This window comes from Pseudomonas sp. m6p, from assembly GCF_055760375.1.
Genome location: NZ_CM147084.1, coordinates 3,139,270 through 3,154,570 on the forward strand (window position 1 = coordinate 3,139,270; position 15,301 = coordinate 3,154,570).

Genomic DNA, 15,301 nt, shown 5'->3' on the forward strand with positions numbered 1-15,301 from the left:
CGCAGGCTGCGATCTTTTGATCTTTTGATTCTATTTCACCGCAATCCGCTTCCCGCCTCGCGCAGCGATCCCGCTGGCCTGACCATTCTGTTGCTTGCCCGTGCGCGCCTGGGTAATCAATCCGGGAATCAACTCCCCTTCCGGCAGATTCTTCCAGAAACGCACCGGCAAGTGCCCTTGCATGACCTTCTCGTTCAACCGCGCCGGGTTGAAGATGTGGCTGTAGTACGTCAGCCACAACTCGCCATGCGGGTCATCGACGTTCTGCGCCAGTTGCTGCCATTCCAGCGGACATTGACGTTGATGGATCAATTGCTCGCCATCGTAATAGACCCCGTCACGCGGGGTGGCGATCAGCCAGCGATGCCGGCCCATGCGCCCGATGAAATGCTCGCTGGCGCTGTGCAGGATGTCGTGGGCCGGCTCGTGCCATGCGACGTATTGCGGGCCCGGCTGATCCTGCGGGCGTTCGATGAAACGCACGAACGCATGCAAATGGTGGGCTTCACGCTGTACCTGCTTGATCCGCCGCTGCAACTCGCTGCCAAGCTTGTCGCCGGCCATCATCGCCGTGCGGTCGCCATGGCTGACTCGCCACAGCACTTCATACAACAGACTCCAGCGCTGGTCGCCCCGAAAGCGTGCGGCTTGCTCCAGGGTGTCAAGCAGTGCGCGGGGGATGCGCGCCTGAAACGGCCCCTGCCCCTCCGGCACATGTACGTCACTGGCAAACAGATCGCTCACCCCTTCCGACGCCCAACTCACCAGACTCGGGTCGACTTCATGGCTGAGCAGCCAGCGCGCCTGTTGGCGCCAGGTGTCGAACAGGTCGTCGCAATCGAGATTGATCATCCCCACAATCCCATCTGCTGCGGCTGCGGCCGGTCGCGCAGTTGCTGATAGAGCATGTGGCTGGTGACTTCGGCCTGCTGCGGGTGGTAGTCGCTGGTGATGATGAAGGGCTTGGCCTTGGCCAGCACACAGCGCATGCGTGCCACGTCTTCGTAGCGGATGCGCCGTTGCTGGCGCAATTGCACCAGACGTTCGGTGGTACGCAGGCCAATGCCCGGGATGCGCGCGATCAGCGACGGCTCGGCGCGGTTCAGGTCCAGCGGAAACACTTCGCGATTCTGCAGCGCCCAAGCCAGTTTGGGGTCGATGTCCAGCGCCAGATTACCCGGGCCCTTGAGCAACTCATCTGCGTTGTAGCCGTAGCTGCGCAAGAGGAAATCGGCTTGATACAGACGGTGTTCGCGCATCAGCGGTGGCGCGGCCAGCGGCAGGCTTTTCGGGCTGTCGGGAATCGGACTGAAGGCCGAGTAGTAGACGCGGCGCAAGCGGTAGTTGCCATACAGCGACTGAGCGCTGTGCAGGATCGTGCTGTCGTCGGTGTCATCGGCGCCGACGATCATTTGCGTACTTTGCCCGGCGGGGGCGAATTTCGTCGATCGCGGTTCGTTGAGCACCGTTTGCACGCCAGTGTAGATAGTTTTCATCGCTTGCTTGATCGAGCCGATCTGTTTCTCCGGCGCCAGGGTTTGCAGGCTGGCATCGGTGGGCAGTTCGATATTGACGCTGAGGCGATCGGCATAACGCCCGGCCTCCTCGATCAAGGCCGGATCGGCCTCGGGAATGGTCTTGAGGTGAATGTAGCCGCGAAACTCATGCTGTTCGCGCAACAGCTTCGCCACGCGTACCAGTTGTTCCATGGTGTAGTCCGCCGAGCGGATGATCCCCGAACTGAGAAACAGCCCGCTGACGCAGTTGCGCCGGTAGAAATCCAGGGTCAGCGTGACCACTTCCTCGGGGGTGAAGCGTGCGCGCGGCACATCGCTGGAGCGGCGGTTGACGCAATATTGGCAGTCGTAGAGACAGAAGTTGGTCAGGAGAATTTTCAGCAACGACACACAACGACCGTCCGGCGTGTAGCTGTGGCAGATGCCCATGCCATCGGTCGAGCCCAACCCGGTCTTGCCCTCGGAGCTACGTTTGGGCGCACCGCTGCTGGCGCAGGAAGCGTCGTACTTGGCGGCGTCGGCGAGAATGCTGAGCTTGTCGATGATTTGCATGGCGGAGACTCGATACTGGTTATGCGTACAGTATCGAGTCTATTGGATTGGCACAAGGTGCAAAACGGGATCAAAAGATCGCAGCCTTCGGCAGCTCATACAGGGACTGAGCAGGGCCGAGAATTATCGGGTGTACGCGATTACTGTTGGAGCTGCCGCAGGCTGCGATCTTTTGACCTTCGCGTCTAACGGCAACTCAAGACCAAACCGCGTATCTATTGCCTTTCGCCCCGCCACGGTCAATGCCAACGCCCGACTATCAAGATCCTGCGTCACCCACTTGCGTTTCAACGCCATCTGCAACAACGCCGCACCCAACGAACCGCCCAGATGCGGCCGACGCATGCTCCAGTCCAGGCACGGGCAAGCGAGCTTGCGGCGCAAGGTACTCAAGTCCTGTACCTCAATACCCAAATCCACGAACAGCGCCTCGCCACTCTCGCTCAAGCGATAAGCCCGCTCGTCGGTTTCCACCAGCCATCCCGCCGCGAGCAAACGGTCATGCAGCAACACCGCCAGCGTGCCAGCCATATGGTCATAGCAGGTGCGCGCGAATTGCAGACGATCTGGAGTGTGCGGCTTGAAGCTCGGCACGGCGTTCTGGCCGATCACCATCAACGCTTCCAGCGCCTGCGCCACCCGTTGATCAGCGAGGCTGTAATAACGATGGCGGCCCTGCACGTGCAAGCGCACCAGCGACAGATCCTTGAGTTTGGCCAAGTGCGCGCTGGCAGTGGAGGCACTGACCTCGGCAACGGCGGCCAATTCAGTGCTGGTGCGGGCGTGGCCGTCCATCAGCGAGCAGAGGATTTTGGTGCGTGCCGGTTCGGCGATGGCGGCTGCCACCTGCGAAACGCCGATGTCTTGATGTTCTGCGTGCATATTTCGCTCCCCGACGAATCGTCGCCGCTGCGAACTGAAGATACTCGCATCACTTTCCCGACGACAAGGTTATGAACCATGGACCCGATCATCGCTGCGACGCATGCCGATCCCTACCCTTACTACGCCAAACTGCGCGCCGAGGGCGGACTGACCTTTGATCATGGATTGAGACTGTGGGTCGCCAGCAGCGCCCGAGCGGTGCGTGCGGTGCTGACGCATGCCGATTGTCGGGTGCGGCCGCTGCAGGAACCGGTGCCCAAGGCGATTGCTTCGGGGACGGCCGGCCAGGTATTCGGGCAGTTGATGCGGATGAACGACGGCGAACGTCAGCGCTGCCCACGCTCTGCGATGGAACCGGCGCTGCAGTTGATCGATGACGTTCAGGTACGCGCATTGGTGGCAGCACGGCTGATGACCGCGGACGCCGACGGCTTATATAAGGCGATGTTTCGCGGCCCGGTGTGCGTGGTCGCGACGCTGCTCGGCTTCACCCCGGCGCAAGGCCGGGCGATCAGTGAGCTGACGGCGGATTTCGTCGCCTGCCTGTCGCCGTTGAGCAATGACCTGCAACTGGCGGCGGCGCATGCGGCGGCTGAGCAATTGCGCGGTTATTTCATCGAGTTGCTCGCTGAAGCCAACAGTGATTTGCTCCAGGCTATCGAGCAGCGATTCGCAGGGGACAAAGAACCCCTGACCGCCAACCTGATCGGTCTCTGCTCGCAGACATTTGAGGCGACAGCCGGGCTGATCGGCAATGCACTGATAGCGCTGCAACGTCAGCCCGAGTTACGTGGCGCCTCTGTGGACGCACTGTTGGCCGAGGTTCAGCGCTTTGATCCGCCGGTGCAGAACACTCGACGCTTTGTCGCACAGACTTGCGAGATCGATGGCGTGCGGCTCGAGGCTGGCGAGGTGATTCTGGTGCTGCTGGCCTCGGCCAACCGCGATCCCTTGTTAAATGCAGAGCCCGACCGGTTTCTGCTGGATCGTCCTGACCGGCGCAGTTTCAGCTTTGGCAGCGGCCGGCATCAGTGTCCGGGGCAGACACTGGCGCTGAGTATTGCCGCTGCGACTGTCAGAAAAATCCTTGATCAGGGTATGAATCTGCAACAACTGACGTGGCATTACCGCCCTTCCCTCAACGGGCGGATTCCACTGTTCAGCGCAGTGCGACCTTAAGCGCTACGCAACTCGATGGTCAGGTGCGACAGCTCATGCACCGGCGCCAGCCGTTCGCGAATCGCCTCCGCCGTCACGCCCGCCGCCGCGACCACACTGACAATCGCCGCCCGCGCCTGCGGGCCGACCTGCCAGACATGCAGATCGCTGATGCGTACATCGTCGGAGGCTTCCAGCAACTCGCGGATCTCCGCCGCCACCGGCTCGTCGGTGGTGTCGAGCAGCACGGCGGCGCTGTCGCGCATCAGGTTGTAAGCCCATTTCGCGATGACAATCGAACCGACAATCCCCATCGCCGGGTCCAGCCATACCCAACCGAGATAGCGCCCGGCCAGCAACGCGGCAATCGCCAGCACCGAGGTCAGGGCATCGGCCAGCACATGGACGTAGGCCGAGCGCAGATTGTTGTCGTGATGGTGATGATGATCATGACCGTGGTCATGCTGATGGCCGTGGTCATGGCCGTGATGGCCCATCAACAGGAAGGCGCTGAGGACGTTTACGCCCAAGCCGACAATCGCAATAACAGTGGCTTCGCCAAACGCCACGGTGGTCGGTTCGAACAAACGAAAAATCGACTCGCCGGCAATGCCCAGCGACACCAGCCCCAGCACCATCGCCGAAGCAAATCCGGCCAGATCGCCGACTTTGCCGGTGCCGAAACTGTAGCGGCGGTTGTTGGCATTGCGCCGGGCAAAACCATAGGCTGCCGCGGCGATACCCAACGCGCCGGCATGGGTCGCCATGTGGAAACCATCGGCCAGCAGGGCCATGGAGCCGGTGATGTAGCCGGCGGCGATCTCGCCGATCATCATCACGAACGTCAGCGCCACCACCCACAAGGTGCGGCGGGCGTTTTCGTCGTGAGATGCGCCGAGAAACTGGTGATCGTGGCTGAAACGCTCAGCGCTTGGGGTCAGGCTCATGATGCGGATGCTCTATTTGGAATAACGGCGGATGGCTTGCAACAGATCTTCGGCGCCCTGAGCGCGCTGTTCGTCGGTGAGGTCGGGATGCGCCACGTGCTCACGGGTGTGGGCCTCGATGAACTGCTCCATCAACCCGTTGACCGCCCCGCGAATCGCCGCCACCAGGTGCAAGGTCTTGGCGCAATCGGCATCGCCTTCCAGCGCTTTCTCCACCGCCTGCACCTGCCCGGCAATCCGCCGCACGCGGTTGAGCAACTCGTCTTTGTGTTCGTGAATGTGCGACATACCGATACCCCCTACCCCTATATGGCGCGCATAATCGCCGATGGCTTGGGCAATCGCAAGTTCGGTGAGCATTCAAGGGATGAACGGGAGACGGAAAGTGACTTCACTCCCGCTGCGGGAGCTAGCCTGCTCGCGCAGGTGCCCTCTCTACTATCGAATATCCGAAGGTCAAACCCGGGAAAAAAGGCTGATCCATGAAGAGTTACTCACCCGAATCCAAGCGCTTTTTCAAGCGTATGCTTGCCTAACTGAGCGCACACTTACTCAGTCAAGCCTCGACGATTTACTTAACGGTTGGATGGGTTAATTAAGCTGCGATACCACAAACTTGATTTTTTACATTTGTAACAATCACTTGGATTTCAGACCCTTCCTACAGCTATAAAAAGCACCTTCATATAGCGTCCGCATCGCTTTCAAAAACGATGTAACAAGGACGCTGATGGTGCGTAAAAAAGATATACCCCGTGTTCAAAACCCACCGACTCGTGACGGTCACCACATTACCAGCCGCTACATGACAACCAGCGAACTGGCGGAGAGGGAGGCAAGACAATCTGCTTATGACGATATGCTGGCCAGGCAGCAGGCGTATGAAGATCGATTGATCAAACAACCGCTAAAGTATCAGCGCGCTGTTAAAGGCTGTATGTTTACCAAAAGCTGCAAACTTCCTGATGGTGTTATCAATCACACTAGCCCCGCCGGGTTTATACCGGTAGAGAGGCTGGCCGACTTTGGAGAGTTTTCCCTGCTAGGCGGCCGCGAACGAGACGCCGTCGGAAACATACCACTGAAAAAAATCTACGGCAGCCACTTGCCCAACTCAGCAGGAACGCTTGCTCTAGGTCTGACTGCCGTAGCAGGCACAAGTGGTAGCGCAGTGAACGGTGCAGCCTTGGCGACGGGAGGTTTAGGTGCTGGAGCATTACTCGGAATAGTCGCACTGCTTTGGCCATCGAGTTTGGGCGACAGTTCTCTGTACACAGAAGAACAACTCAAATCACTCGACAAAGGCCGAACTCGTGTCCGACTGCACGTAGAACAACAGCCTGACGGCACTCTGAAAGGGTACGGATACAACACCCAAACGCGCAGTGATTGGGAGATGATTCCTGTCGTAAAGTTCGTCGAGCAAGGAACCCAACAAGTTGCGGACTTCGGTAATGGGGCAGCACTGATCTGGACTCCCGTTGTTGACCCTTCCAGTACCACGGGGATCCCGCCACTGGAAAGCGCGCCGCAAGCGCCACAGATATGGATTTATCCGCCGACAGAACAGGCGGACAATATCATCGTCAACCCGATTTATCCGCCGCAATATCAGGACTTCATTCTGGTGTTCCCGGCCAACTCAGGGATCAAACCGCTTTATATTGTCCTGGCGCTTGAATTCGACGCGGCGAGTTACCACGGGAAAAAAGATACACCCGTGAAAAGTAAGGCCTACCAATGGTCAGGAAGCATTGGAAAACTCTGTTCAGGTAAAGCCCACATCACCCCGCCGAATTGGTGTCGATCCGGATACAAATGAGCTAGTTGTCTTTGACCGCACGGGCGGAGATATCTACCACGGCCACGTACGGGCATGGGATAAACTTCATCAAGATATGAAAAATGCACTGATCAAAGCCAAAAAAGTAGACAACAAAGGCAATGTCCTCGGAGCAAAAAAATGAGCCTCATTTATCAAGACCCATCACTCAGCCATGATGAAGCCATAAGACGCCTCGCCAGCGACTTGGACGAAAGTGTCGTTTCCGCTCTGGTGTCTATCGGTCTGAACGAAACCGACAGAGCCTGGGCTCAAGACACCTGCCTGAAATATCTCACCAACAAAACTGAAGCCATTGTGGCATCTGCGATTACCGCTCTCGGCCACATCGCTCGCCGCCATGGCGAAATGAATACCGAAACCGTCTTGCCCGCGCTCGAAACCGTTCAGAGGAAGTTCCCTGCACTGAAGGGCATCATTGAGGACACGCTTGACGATATCGACACATTCACCTGACCCGCCGGACGAACGCTCAAATTACAGAGATTGGGATGAGGGTCCCCACCCCTCATCCGGACAGCTTCGACACTCGCTACCCTCAATCCTCCCGCGTCAAAACCTCCAGCAACTCAATCTCAAACACCAGATTCGAATTCGGCGGAATCTTGCCCATCGTTCGTTCGCCGTACCCCAGATGCGCTGGCACCAGCAGCTTGCGCTTGCCGCCCACTTGCATGCCCATCAGCCCCTGGTCCCAGCCCTTGATCACCCGGCCCGTGCCAATCACGCACTGGAAAGGTTTGCCTCGGCTGTGGGAAGAGTCGAATTCGCTACCGTCTTCCAGCCAGCCAGTGTAGTGGGTGGTGATCAGTGCGCCTTTGACGGCGGCCTTGCCCTCGCCCACCTGGAGATCGATTACCTGCAGTTCATCATTCATGCCATTCACTCTATTGTTCAGCTGGCCGCCGTTTTCCCAGAAATGGCGGCTGTTCGCAACTCATTAACGAAGATTGGCGCTGTATCCGAAGTGACTGACAACCCATTAAGATAGCCAACCGCCATTACTTCACGGATCGATTGTTCATGCTGGCAGTTCCCGAATGACTGACCTCTGGATCAGCCTTGCCCTTGGCGTTGTCATGCTTGGATTGATCGCTGTCCTGATCTGGCGCGAGCGCGGTTTGCGCAAGCAACTGGACGAATACCGCGAGCTGCTGACCCGCGCCACCGAACGCCAGAACATCCACCAGGACGGTGACGCCGAGCGTTTCAAACGCAGCCAGTACTTTGCCCGCATCGGCACTTGGGATTGGGAAGTCGACACCGACCGGCTGTATTGGTCGGACGCGATCTACGGCATGTTCGGGTTCAAGATCGGCGAGATCACCCCGTCTTATGCGCTGTTCTGCGCCTGCGTGCACCCGGACGACCGCGTCAGAGTGCGCGACGGTGAATTGCGCTGTCTGGAGACCGGTGAAAACCACGACGAGGAATACCGCGTGGTCTGGCCCGACGGCACGATTCGCTGGCTGCGGGAAACCGGCAATGTGGTGCGCAACGACCACGATGCGGTGATCAAGATGATGGGTGTGGTGCGCGACATCACTGAGGAAAAAGCCTCGGCGAGCTACCTCCAGCACCTCGCCCACTTCGACCCGTTGACCGGTCTGCCCAATCGCCTGGTGCTTGAAGAGCGTTTATCCGAAGCACTGGAACAGGCGCGCCGCAGCCTCACCCGCGTGGCACTGGTGTTTATCGATCTCAATGGTTTCAAGGCGATCAACGACCATTACGGTCATGCCGCCGGCGACCGCGTGCTGATCACCACTGCGACGCGTCTGAAACGCATCCTGCGCGCCACCGACACCGTCGCGCGGATTGGCGGCGACGAATTCGTGGTGATTCTGCAAGGCCTGGCCCCGAGCCTCAACCTGCAGGACGAAGCCCGCAGCATCTGTCAGAAGATTTTCATCGAACTGTCGCCACCGATCAGCATCGGCAACGACCAGCGCCACATCGGCACCAGCCTTGGCGTCGCGGTATTTCCCGACCATGCGCCGACCATGGACCGGCTGCTGCACATTGCCGATCTGGCGATGTATGAGGCCAAGCGCAGTGGGAACAATCAGTATCGGTTGGGGGGCGAGAGCCCTGCGCGGCTGCACGCCCAGGGCCTCTGAGTCCGAGTATTTAACGCTCGACAGGCTGCATTTCGACAATGGTGCCGTTGGTGATCATGACCATCACGTACTTGTCGTTGATCTGCACCCACTGCGCCTGGTCGACCGGTGCTTTCAAGCCTTTCTGTTTCCAGTTTTTCAATGCCTTGTCGCTGCGCTGATAAATGTCTGGAGCGCGGTCGTTGACCTTCAATTCACGGTCGCTGGTCGGCGACTGGACGGTGGGTTCGCTTGAGGTTTGCGCCGCTTGAACAAGTGGGCTGATCCCGGCAATGCCGGCGACGAGGGCCAGGCTGGCGATTAGGGTTTTGCTGTTCATCGGTGAACCTCCTTCAGATGGGTTTTGCCTGTACTCCGACTGCTGAGTAAGAGAATCATTCCTTGTTTTTTTCTAGGCTGGCTGGGGATTGTCGTTGGCTGGCAGGCCCCATCCTTTAACTCCTCCCCCCTTTTTTGGCGTACGTCTGATGAAGCGAGGGTTGCTTCGACGGCAATGGAGCCAACACACAACGCGCTCATATGAATAAATCCTTGTGCCATGAGCTACTGCATGTTCAGTGCAATCGTTTGCCGATAATCCGTGATTTCAGCCTTAGTGAAGGCGATGACAGTAGAAGAAACCTAGAGTAGCATCTAGCCATCACGCGCACGGATTGCCGAAAAATGTTTACTTTGCTCCCTCTCAATCTGCTTAGTAATAAATAATTAACGGCATATAGCACTTCAAAATCTCAGCGCGCCCTGATTTTTTCAACCATCAGCCTAAGGATAGGATATGCATACAAGCACCGAAAAAAAGTTTCTAGAAAAATTTCAAAATTTAAGAGAAATACCAGACAAAAGATCTGACGCAGAATCTCAAAAGCTAATAGAAGCAGAGTTGAATGACTCGCCAGTATTAATCAAGTTTTGGCCAAAAACAAATCCAGATGCGCAAAGGACTCTTCACGAAATTTGGCTATACGAAGTTCGGCAACTTCAACGACTGAGAGGCTGCCCTGGAGTTGGTGATTTCATTGCCCCAATAATGTCGTCAAGCCAAGATGATCAAGGGTTCTATTTAGTTCTTGGAGCTGGAGAACGAAAACCACTTCAAGTTTACTTCCCTGAAAAATTAGAAGGCACCCTAACAATACGCCACTGGATTAACAACCTGAAAAACAAGAAAAACAGATCGCGATTTTGGCGAAATGTAATACGTATATCACAAGCACTTCAACTGCTCCACTCCCAAGGCATTCTGCACAGAAATTTAGACCTAAATTCAATACTTACAAACGCTGAAAGCGATGAAGATGACTTTCAACTAACTGGCTTTGAATGGTCCATTCGAGTTAACCGCATCAAATCAAACCTAGAATTCTCCACTAACGTTCGGTTTGAGCCCGCGTGTTTTTCATTTCTGAGTGACTGGCAAGATCTGGGAGTTCTTATCGCAAAAATCCTCAGGCTTGATATTGAATCAGTATTCGATTTAAATCATCCAATAAAAGAGCTAGTTGAAAAAACAGAGCTCACCCTAGACGAGATCAATATAATCCGTGGACTTGCAGGACGAATTCGACTAGACACAAACATATCAAACGAAGGAATAAACCACGACATAATAGAACCAAAAATCCAATCTATCATTAAAAAACTAGATGAAATTAACGCATCACAAGAAGAAGCATTAGGAATTGCTTTCCGCCTAACCCCCCCCAACTCACCACCAGCGGCTAGTGCCGTACGAATGTCCGTTTTCTCTGCCGTACAGATGGCATTTTATGGCATCCACGGTATTCCTATATCTGATCAAAACATAGCTGAATTTCTACAATTCATACAAGATGATTTACAGGAATCACCTATACTATGTATTTTTAAAAATGACAGAGGACAAGAAGAAATTGTACTCATGGGATCAAGCCTGACCTATATTCTAGCGAAAAATAAAAAAGATAGAACTGACACCGAAGGCACTTGGGAGTGTGCTTACTGCACACACGCATATATCACTCCTCCTCGGAAAATTGACGGCTCTGTTCCCTCAAAGAAAATCGACTCCTCAATTTCATGTTTCACGCACAATGATCGCAGCAAACTTTCTAAGGTATATGATTCTTGGGCAGACACAATACTTGAATTACGTAACACACTTAAGACCACCCAAGATTCACGCACACTTCTACTAGGATTCTCAGCCTACCATTTGGCAGAAATAGCTTACGCAAAATCCCAAATCTACCCTGTCGAAATTCTATCTTACAACCCTGATAGAGAAGATCCTAGTCAAAATATTATTCGTTTGAAAAGTAGATCAGATAGTAGCATTGATGATATCGCGCAAGGACTTGGCATTGAAAGCCCAGCAAAAAGATTAAAGAAAATCCTATTTGACTCACAATCAATCGAGCCAAATTGGTTCCTCGTAAGCAATATAAACTTCAACGAAGAAGAGCAGGAAGTACTGCTCATCTTTCAACAACACCAAGAGTTATCTGGCGAAGACATTTTCGAGTTCCAGGCAATGACTCCAGACCCCGAGTATCAGAACTATTATTTAATCCCAGGTTCTGCTCAAGGAACAACAAAACAATTAAGCAGAAGAGCTGGATCGATTGATGCTCTCAGCGAACACTCAGAATTGATAGCAATGCTTGAAAACCCTCATCTATCAAGCATGGATTCCCACGACGAAAACATCATAGATGCTGCCTACCAAGATCTTGACTCATCCAAACAAGAAGCCTTGAAAAGGATAAGATCCACAATTCCATTGCATCTCGTTCAAGGTCCTCCAGGAGTTGGCAAGACTCACTTAGTGACAACTTTAGTGAGGCAGACCTTCGATGCAGAACCCGACACTAGGATTTTATTAACTGCACAAAGCCACTCGACTGTTCAGCATCTATATCAAGAAGTTAAAGGTGCTCTTGAAGATCAACATTCAAAACCGTTGATAGTAAGCTGCATAAAAGAGGGAAGCGGAGATGAAGAACGAGATGCAACAACACAGCTTGATGACATTTCGAGACAGAACCTTGAGAATTTAGTCAAAAGCGAAGCTTTTGACAAAGCTCCTGCCGAATCAACAAAAGATAGAATTTTAGAGCTCGCCAAACCATCCAATAGAGCGATGCGTTTCTCATTGATGAGCCAAATTTTAAAAGCGGCAAACCTGGTATTCACTACCACAAACTCCAGACAGGTAGAAGACCTAATAAAATCGCGAGCCCAATTTGATTGGACAGTAATGGAAGAAACAGGAAAAGCTACAGGCATCGAATTATTGAGTCCTCTCTTACTTTCATATCGCCGGCTAATGATTGGGGATCACAAGCAACTCCCTCCGTACGCTTCATCCGAAATGCGCAAGACACTAAGCAACCTGTCTAAATTACGGGGAGCAATTGAAACTTCAACAGAAGTAAATAACAGCCTAATAAAAGGCGAATTCATCAAAGAAACATTTACACCTAACTTTATAAAAAACCTAGACGACCAACAGCTACAAAAGATCAGCCACGAGGCCCTACGACTTCACTTACTATTTGAAACTCTAATTAACGAAGAAGAATCCGTAAAACAAAAGAGCCTCCAAAGATATGGTACTGAACTGTGGCATAGACCAATTGCGAGCCCGCTACTACTTCAACACCGGATGCATCCCGACATAGCCGACCTAATCTCGCATGCGTTTTACGATGATAAGCTAAAAACTTTTCCAGCCAAGATCGATTATTACAAAAAAACACCAAAACCATTCTTCTTTGAAGGTTCTTGCAAGATAGCCAAAAAGCTAAATCGGGCCGCGATAACTTGGATTGAAATCCCAGACGCTCAAGCGAATCTGCGTTCCCACGGACACGAAGAGAGGCCAACATGGAACAATAGCCTCGAAAGAAAGTGCGTATTAAAATTACTAAAAAAATTACGTACAAATGATACAGAAAAAGCACCGAAACTTGCCATCCTCTCTCCTTACTCACAACAAGTTCGATTACTTGAGCGTGACATAGCCAACAACTCTGATCAACTTCCAAACATTAGTGCATTTTCGAGACCTGACGACGCATCAAGCTTCTGCAAAACGGTGGATAGTTTCCAAGGAGCGGAAGCGGATGTAGTAATTGTATCTCTCGTTCGAAACAATGGCGAATCGTATGCCTCTGGGGCGCTGGGTTTTTTACTCGACAGCCGCAGAATGAACGTACTCCTCAGCAGAGCGAAATTCCAACTTGTGATAGTTGGCTCGTATGAATTCTTGAAAATATGGGAACAAAAAATAAGAAAAGAACGCATATATCACGGCAACGAAGATTTTCAATTTCTCCTAAAAATGATGCAAAAGCTTAACCTATTTTCTGCGCAATCAAAATTTGTAACCGTAAAACACACTCAGTTACTCAGCGCTCAATGAGAAGACCAGAATGACCGAACAAAATATAAACAACCGAAAACCTATTATTTTTGTAAAAGTCCCATTTGGTCATGGCTTTCACAAATTCAAGATCATGAAACGCCTCAATTGGGGAGCTGTTGACCACCTAATACTGCAAACCCTAGCAGTAGAATCATTAACATCTAATCAATTATCAGAAAAAACTCTTCTTCCAAAACAGCTTATAACTGAAATAATCATCCCCTTGATGAAGGCAGGCTGGGTGGAAATCCTAAGCACCAAACAAGACTATCAATTTCAAGTAACACAGAGAGGTTTAGCAGCCGCAACGCAAATTGATCTACCAGTAAACAAAGAGCCGCTCATTAGAACAAGAAACTTCATAGTTGACCCCATAACTCAACAATGCTATAGAGTAGATAGAAAAAAAAGGCAAACCTATCAAATTTATCCTAAAGGGAAAGCTGACAGATTGCTTTCTCAATATGGTAACTTTTCAACAACGCTACAAACTGAGAAACCTGTTTTTGAGCCGGACATCTCTGACATACTGTCTTGCGTTGCAAATGATGACGAAGACGTACATGGGTTCGAAAGCGACACTGTTAAGCGCAGTTATGCCGACAATATTCGCTATACAATCGCGCGGGTAGATGAAAATAACTGCATTACTGGCGTACCGGAAATCTCAAATGAACTTCGCGAAGAGATAATTAGCGCAGCTAATACCCAAAGGGAATTCATTAAGCTTATCGGAGGCATTGCAGACTCCAGTATCACCCACACAGTACATAAAATATATTCTTTAGAAAAAGCTTTCACACCAGCGACCATTCAGAACCACAACATAAAAATCATAGCGAAACCCGACGAGCACAAATCACACTTTTTATCTGAAATTAATAACTCACGATCTCGACTCATAATCCATTCCACTTTTATTACTGAATCGTGCCTTCGAGATGTTCTTGAAAATTTAGTTGAAGCCGCACGACGTTCCGTTCGGATTGATATCATGTGGGGACAGACCCCACCGGAATCTGAAGACAAACTGGCAACCTACAAACTCACTTCCGACTCCATATCTAAAATTCAAAATGAAATCGGCATGCTTGGACTAGGAACACAGTTTAGAATCCATCGCCAGCCAACCAACTCTCATGCCAAATTTATAATTAGCGACACAGCCGAAGACAATTGGCGCGTCACTATTGGCTCCTGCAACTGGTTATCTTCTAACTTTAACAGATTTGAGTCCTCCGCCTGCATTACAGACAACATTATAGCATCTCAGTTTTTTGACATCTGCTCATCTTTAGCCATTGGAAGTAAAGGATTAGCTAATCCGTTAAGTCGGGATTTTGCAGTTCAATCTGCCAGATTAAAAAACTCACCGACCGCTCTTGAGAGTGAAAAACATGATAAAAATACTATTGAAGTAAAATTACTTACAGCCTCAGACCACCACACTCTAGCCAAGTCAGCTTGTAAAAACGCGAAGGAAGAAATTTTAGTTTGCAGCCATAGAGTGAGCTATGCCGGTGATCGCCCTATTTTTACTCCACTAAAAGCAGCAAAGCGTAGCACTCCTTCAATTTCGATAAAGGTTTGCTATGGTCGAAGTAGCATGCCAATGACTACCCAAGAATCAAAACGTCTTGAAAATGAGCTTGAAGAGGACGGATTTGAAATGTTTAGAGCAAACAATCCCCAGGTACATGCAAAATTTTTAACGTGGGACTCGCATGATTTAATTGTGACGAGCCTGAACTGGCTATCCGCATCATCTCGAGGAGATCAGCTTTCGGAAATTGGCATTCATTTGCACGGCGGCGATTTCTCCACTCGCATTAGAGAGTCCTTCAATAGCTTCCACAATATAAATTAACTTATTT

The 15,301-nt window shown here is 52.0% G+C and carries 13 protein-coding genes; 6 read left to right on the forward strand and 7 right to left on the reverse strand.

Annotated elements, in window-relative coordinates:
• Positions 1-30: 30 nt before the first annotated feature.
• The 3 genes from ACYZUM_RS14180 to ACYZUM_RS14190 all read right to left on the reverse strand — a co-directional run bounded on the left by ACYZUM_RS14180 (position 31) and on the right by ACYZUM_RS14190 (position 2,951).
• Complete coding sequence (locus ACYZUM_RS14180; RefSeq protein WP_108183019.1) at positions 31-852, reverse strand: TIGR03915 family putative DNA repair protein; 822 nt, start codon at positions 850-852, stop codon at positions 31-33.
• Positions 849-2,069, reverse strand: a complete 1,221-nt coding sequence (locus tag ACYZUM_RS14185; protein ID WP_108183020.1) for a putative DNA modification/repair radical SAM protein — start codon at positions 2,067-2,069, stop codon at positions 849-851. Before ACYZUM_RS14185 ends, ACYZUM_RS14180 begins: the two co-directional genes overlap by 4 nt.
• A gap of 123 nt (positions 2,070-2,192) precedes the next feature.
• Positions 2,193-2,951 carry an ArsR/SmtB family transcription factor gene (locus tag ACYZUM_RS14190; protein WP_108183021.1) on the reverse strand — a complete coding sequence of 253 codons (759 nt, stop codon included), beginning with the start codon at positions 2,949-2,951 and terminating at the stop codon, positions 2,193-2,195.
• A 78-nt stretch (positions 2,952-3,029) separates the two neighbouring features.
• Here ACYZUM_RS14190 and ACYZUM_RS14195 point away from each other — a divergent pair, with 78 nt between their 5' ends.
• Positions 3,030-4,133, forward strand: coding sequence for a cytochrome P450 (locus ACYZUM_RS14195; RefSeq protein WP_108183022.1), 1,104 nt, complete (start codon positions 3,030-3,032; stop codon positions 4,131-4,133).
• Here ACYZUM_RS14195 and dmeF read toward each other — a convergent pair.
• On the reverse strand, positions 4,130-5,059 hold the full coding sequence (gene dmeF / locus ACYZUM_RS14200) for a CDF family Co(II)/Ni(II) efflux transporter DmeF (protein ID WP_108183023.1): 930 nt from the start codon (positions 5,057-5,059) through the stop codon (positions 4,130-4,132). The genes ACYZUM_RS14195 and dmeF overlap by 4 nt on opposite strands.
• Before the next feature lie 12 nt (positions 5,060-5,071).
• Complete coding sequence (locus ACYZUM_RS14205) at positions 5,072-5,347, reverse strand: metal/formaldehyde-sensitive transcriptional repressor (RefSeq protein WP_003223990.1); 276 nt, start codon at positions 5,345-5,347, stop codon at positions 5,072-5,074.
• Between the two features lie 442 nt (positions 5,348-5,789).
• On the opposite strand from ACYZUM_RS14205, the gene ACYZUM_RS14210 reads away from it, so the two are divergent.
• Together ACYZUM_RS14210 and ACYZUM_RS14215 are read left to right on the forward strand one after the other, a co-directional pair.
• Positions 5,790-6,881, forward strand: coding sequence for an S-type pyocin domain-containing protein (locus ACYZUM_RS14210; RefSeq protein ID WP_108183024.1), 1,092 nt, complete (start codon positions 5,790-5,792; stop codon positions 6,879-6,881).
• 141 nt (positions 6,882-7,022) lie between these two features.
• Positions 7,023-7,358: a hypothetical protein gene (locus ACYZUM_RS14215; protein WP_108183025.1), complete on the forward strand. Its 336-nt coding sequence runs from the start codon at positions 7,023-7,025 to the stop codon at positions 7,356-7,358.
• An 82-nt stretch (positions 7,359-7,440) separates the two neighbouring features.
• Here the strand turns inward: ACYZUM_RS14215 and ACYZUM_RS14220 are convergent, their stop codons facing one another.
• Positions 7,441-7,779 (reverse strand): FKBP-type peptidyl-prolyl cis-trans isomerase, encoded by a 339-nt coding sequence (locus tag ACYZUM_RS14220; protein WP_041073359.1) that lies wholly within the window; start codon positions 7,777-7,779, stop codon positions 7,441-7,443.
• Positions 7,780-7,942: 163 nt separating this feature from the next.
• Between ACYZUM_RS14220 and ACYZUM_RS14225 the strand changes: the two genes are divergently transcribed.
• Positions 7,943-9,022, forward strand: coding sequence for a sensor domain-containing diguanylate cyclase (locus tag ACYZUM_RS14225; protein WP_108183027.1), 1,080 nt, complete (start codon positions 7,943-7,945; stop codon positions 9,020-9,022).
• 10 nt (positions 9,023-9,032) lie between these two features.
• On the opposite strand, the gene ACYZUM_RS14230 is transcribed toward ACYZUM_RS14225, so the two are convergent.
• The gene (locus tag ACYZUM_RS14230) at positions 9,033-9,341 is read right to left on the reverse strand and encodes an RcnB family protein (RefSeq protein WP_027613230.1); all 309 of its coding nucleotides are present in this window, start codon (positions 9,339-9,341) and stop codon (positions 9,033-9,035) included.
• A gap of 456 nt (positions 9,342-9,797) precedes the next feature.
• Between ACYZUM_RS14230 and ACYZUM_RS14235 the strand changes: the two genes are divergently transcribed.
• Complete coding sequence (locus ACYZUM_RS14235) at positions 9,798-13,424, forward strand: AAA domain-containing protein (RefSeq protein ID WP_108183029.1); 3,627 nt, start codon at positions 9,798-9,800, stop codon at positions 13,422-13,424.
• Between the two features lie 10 nt (positions 13,425-13,434).
• Entirely contained in the window at positions 13,435-15,294 is a 1,860-nt protein-coding gene (locus tag ACYZUM_RS14240; RefSeq protein WP_108183030.1) for a phospholipase D-like domain-containing protein, read from the forward strand.
• Positions 15,295-15,301: the final 7 nt, after the last annotated feature.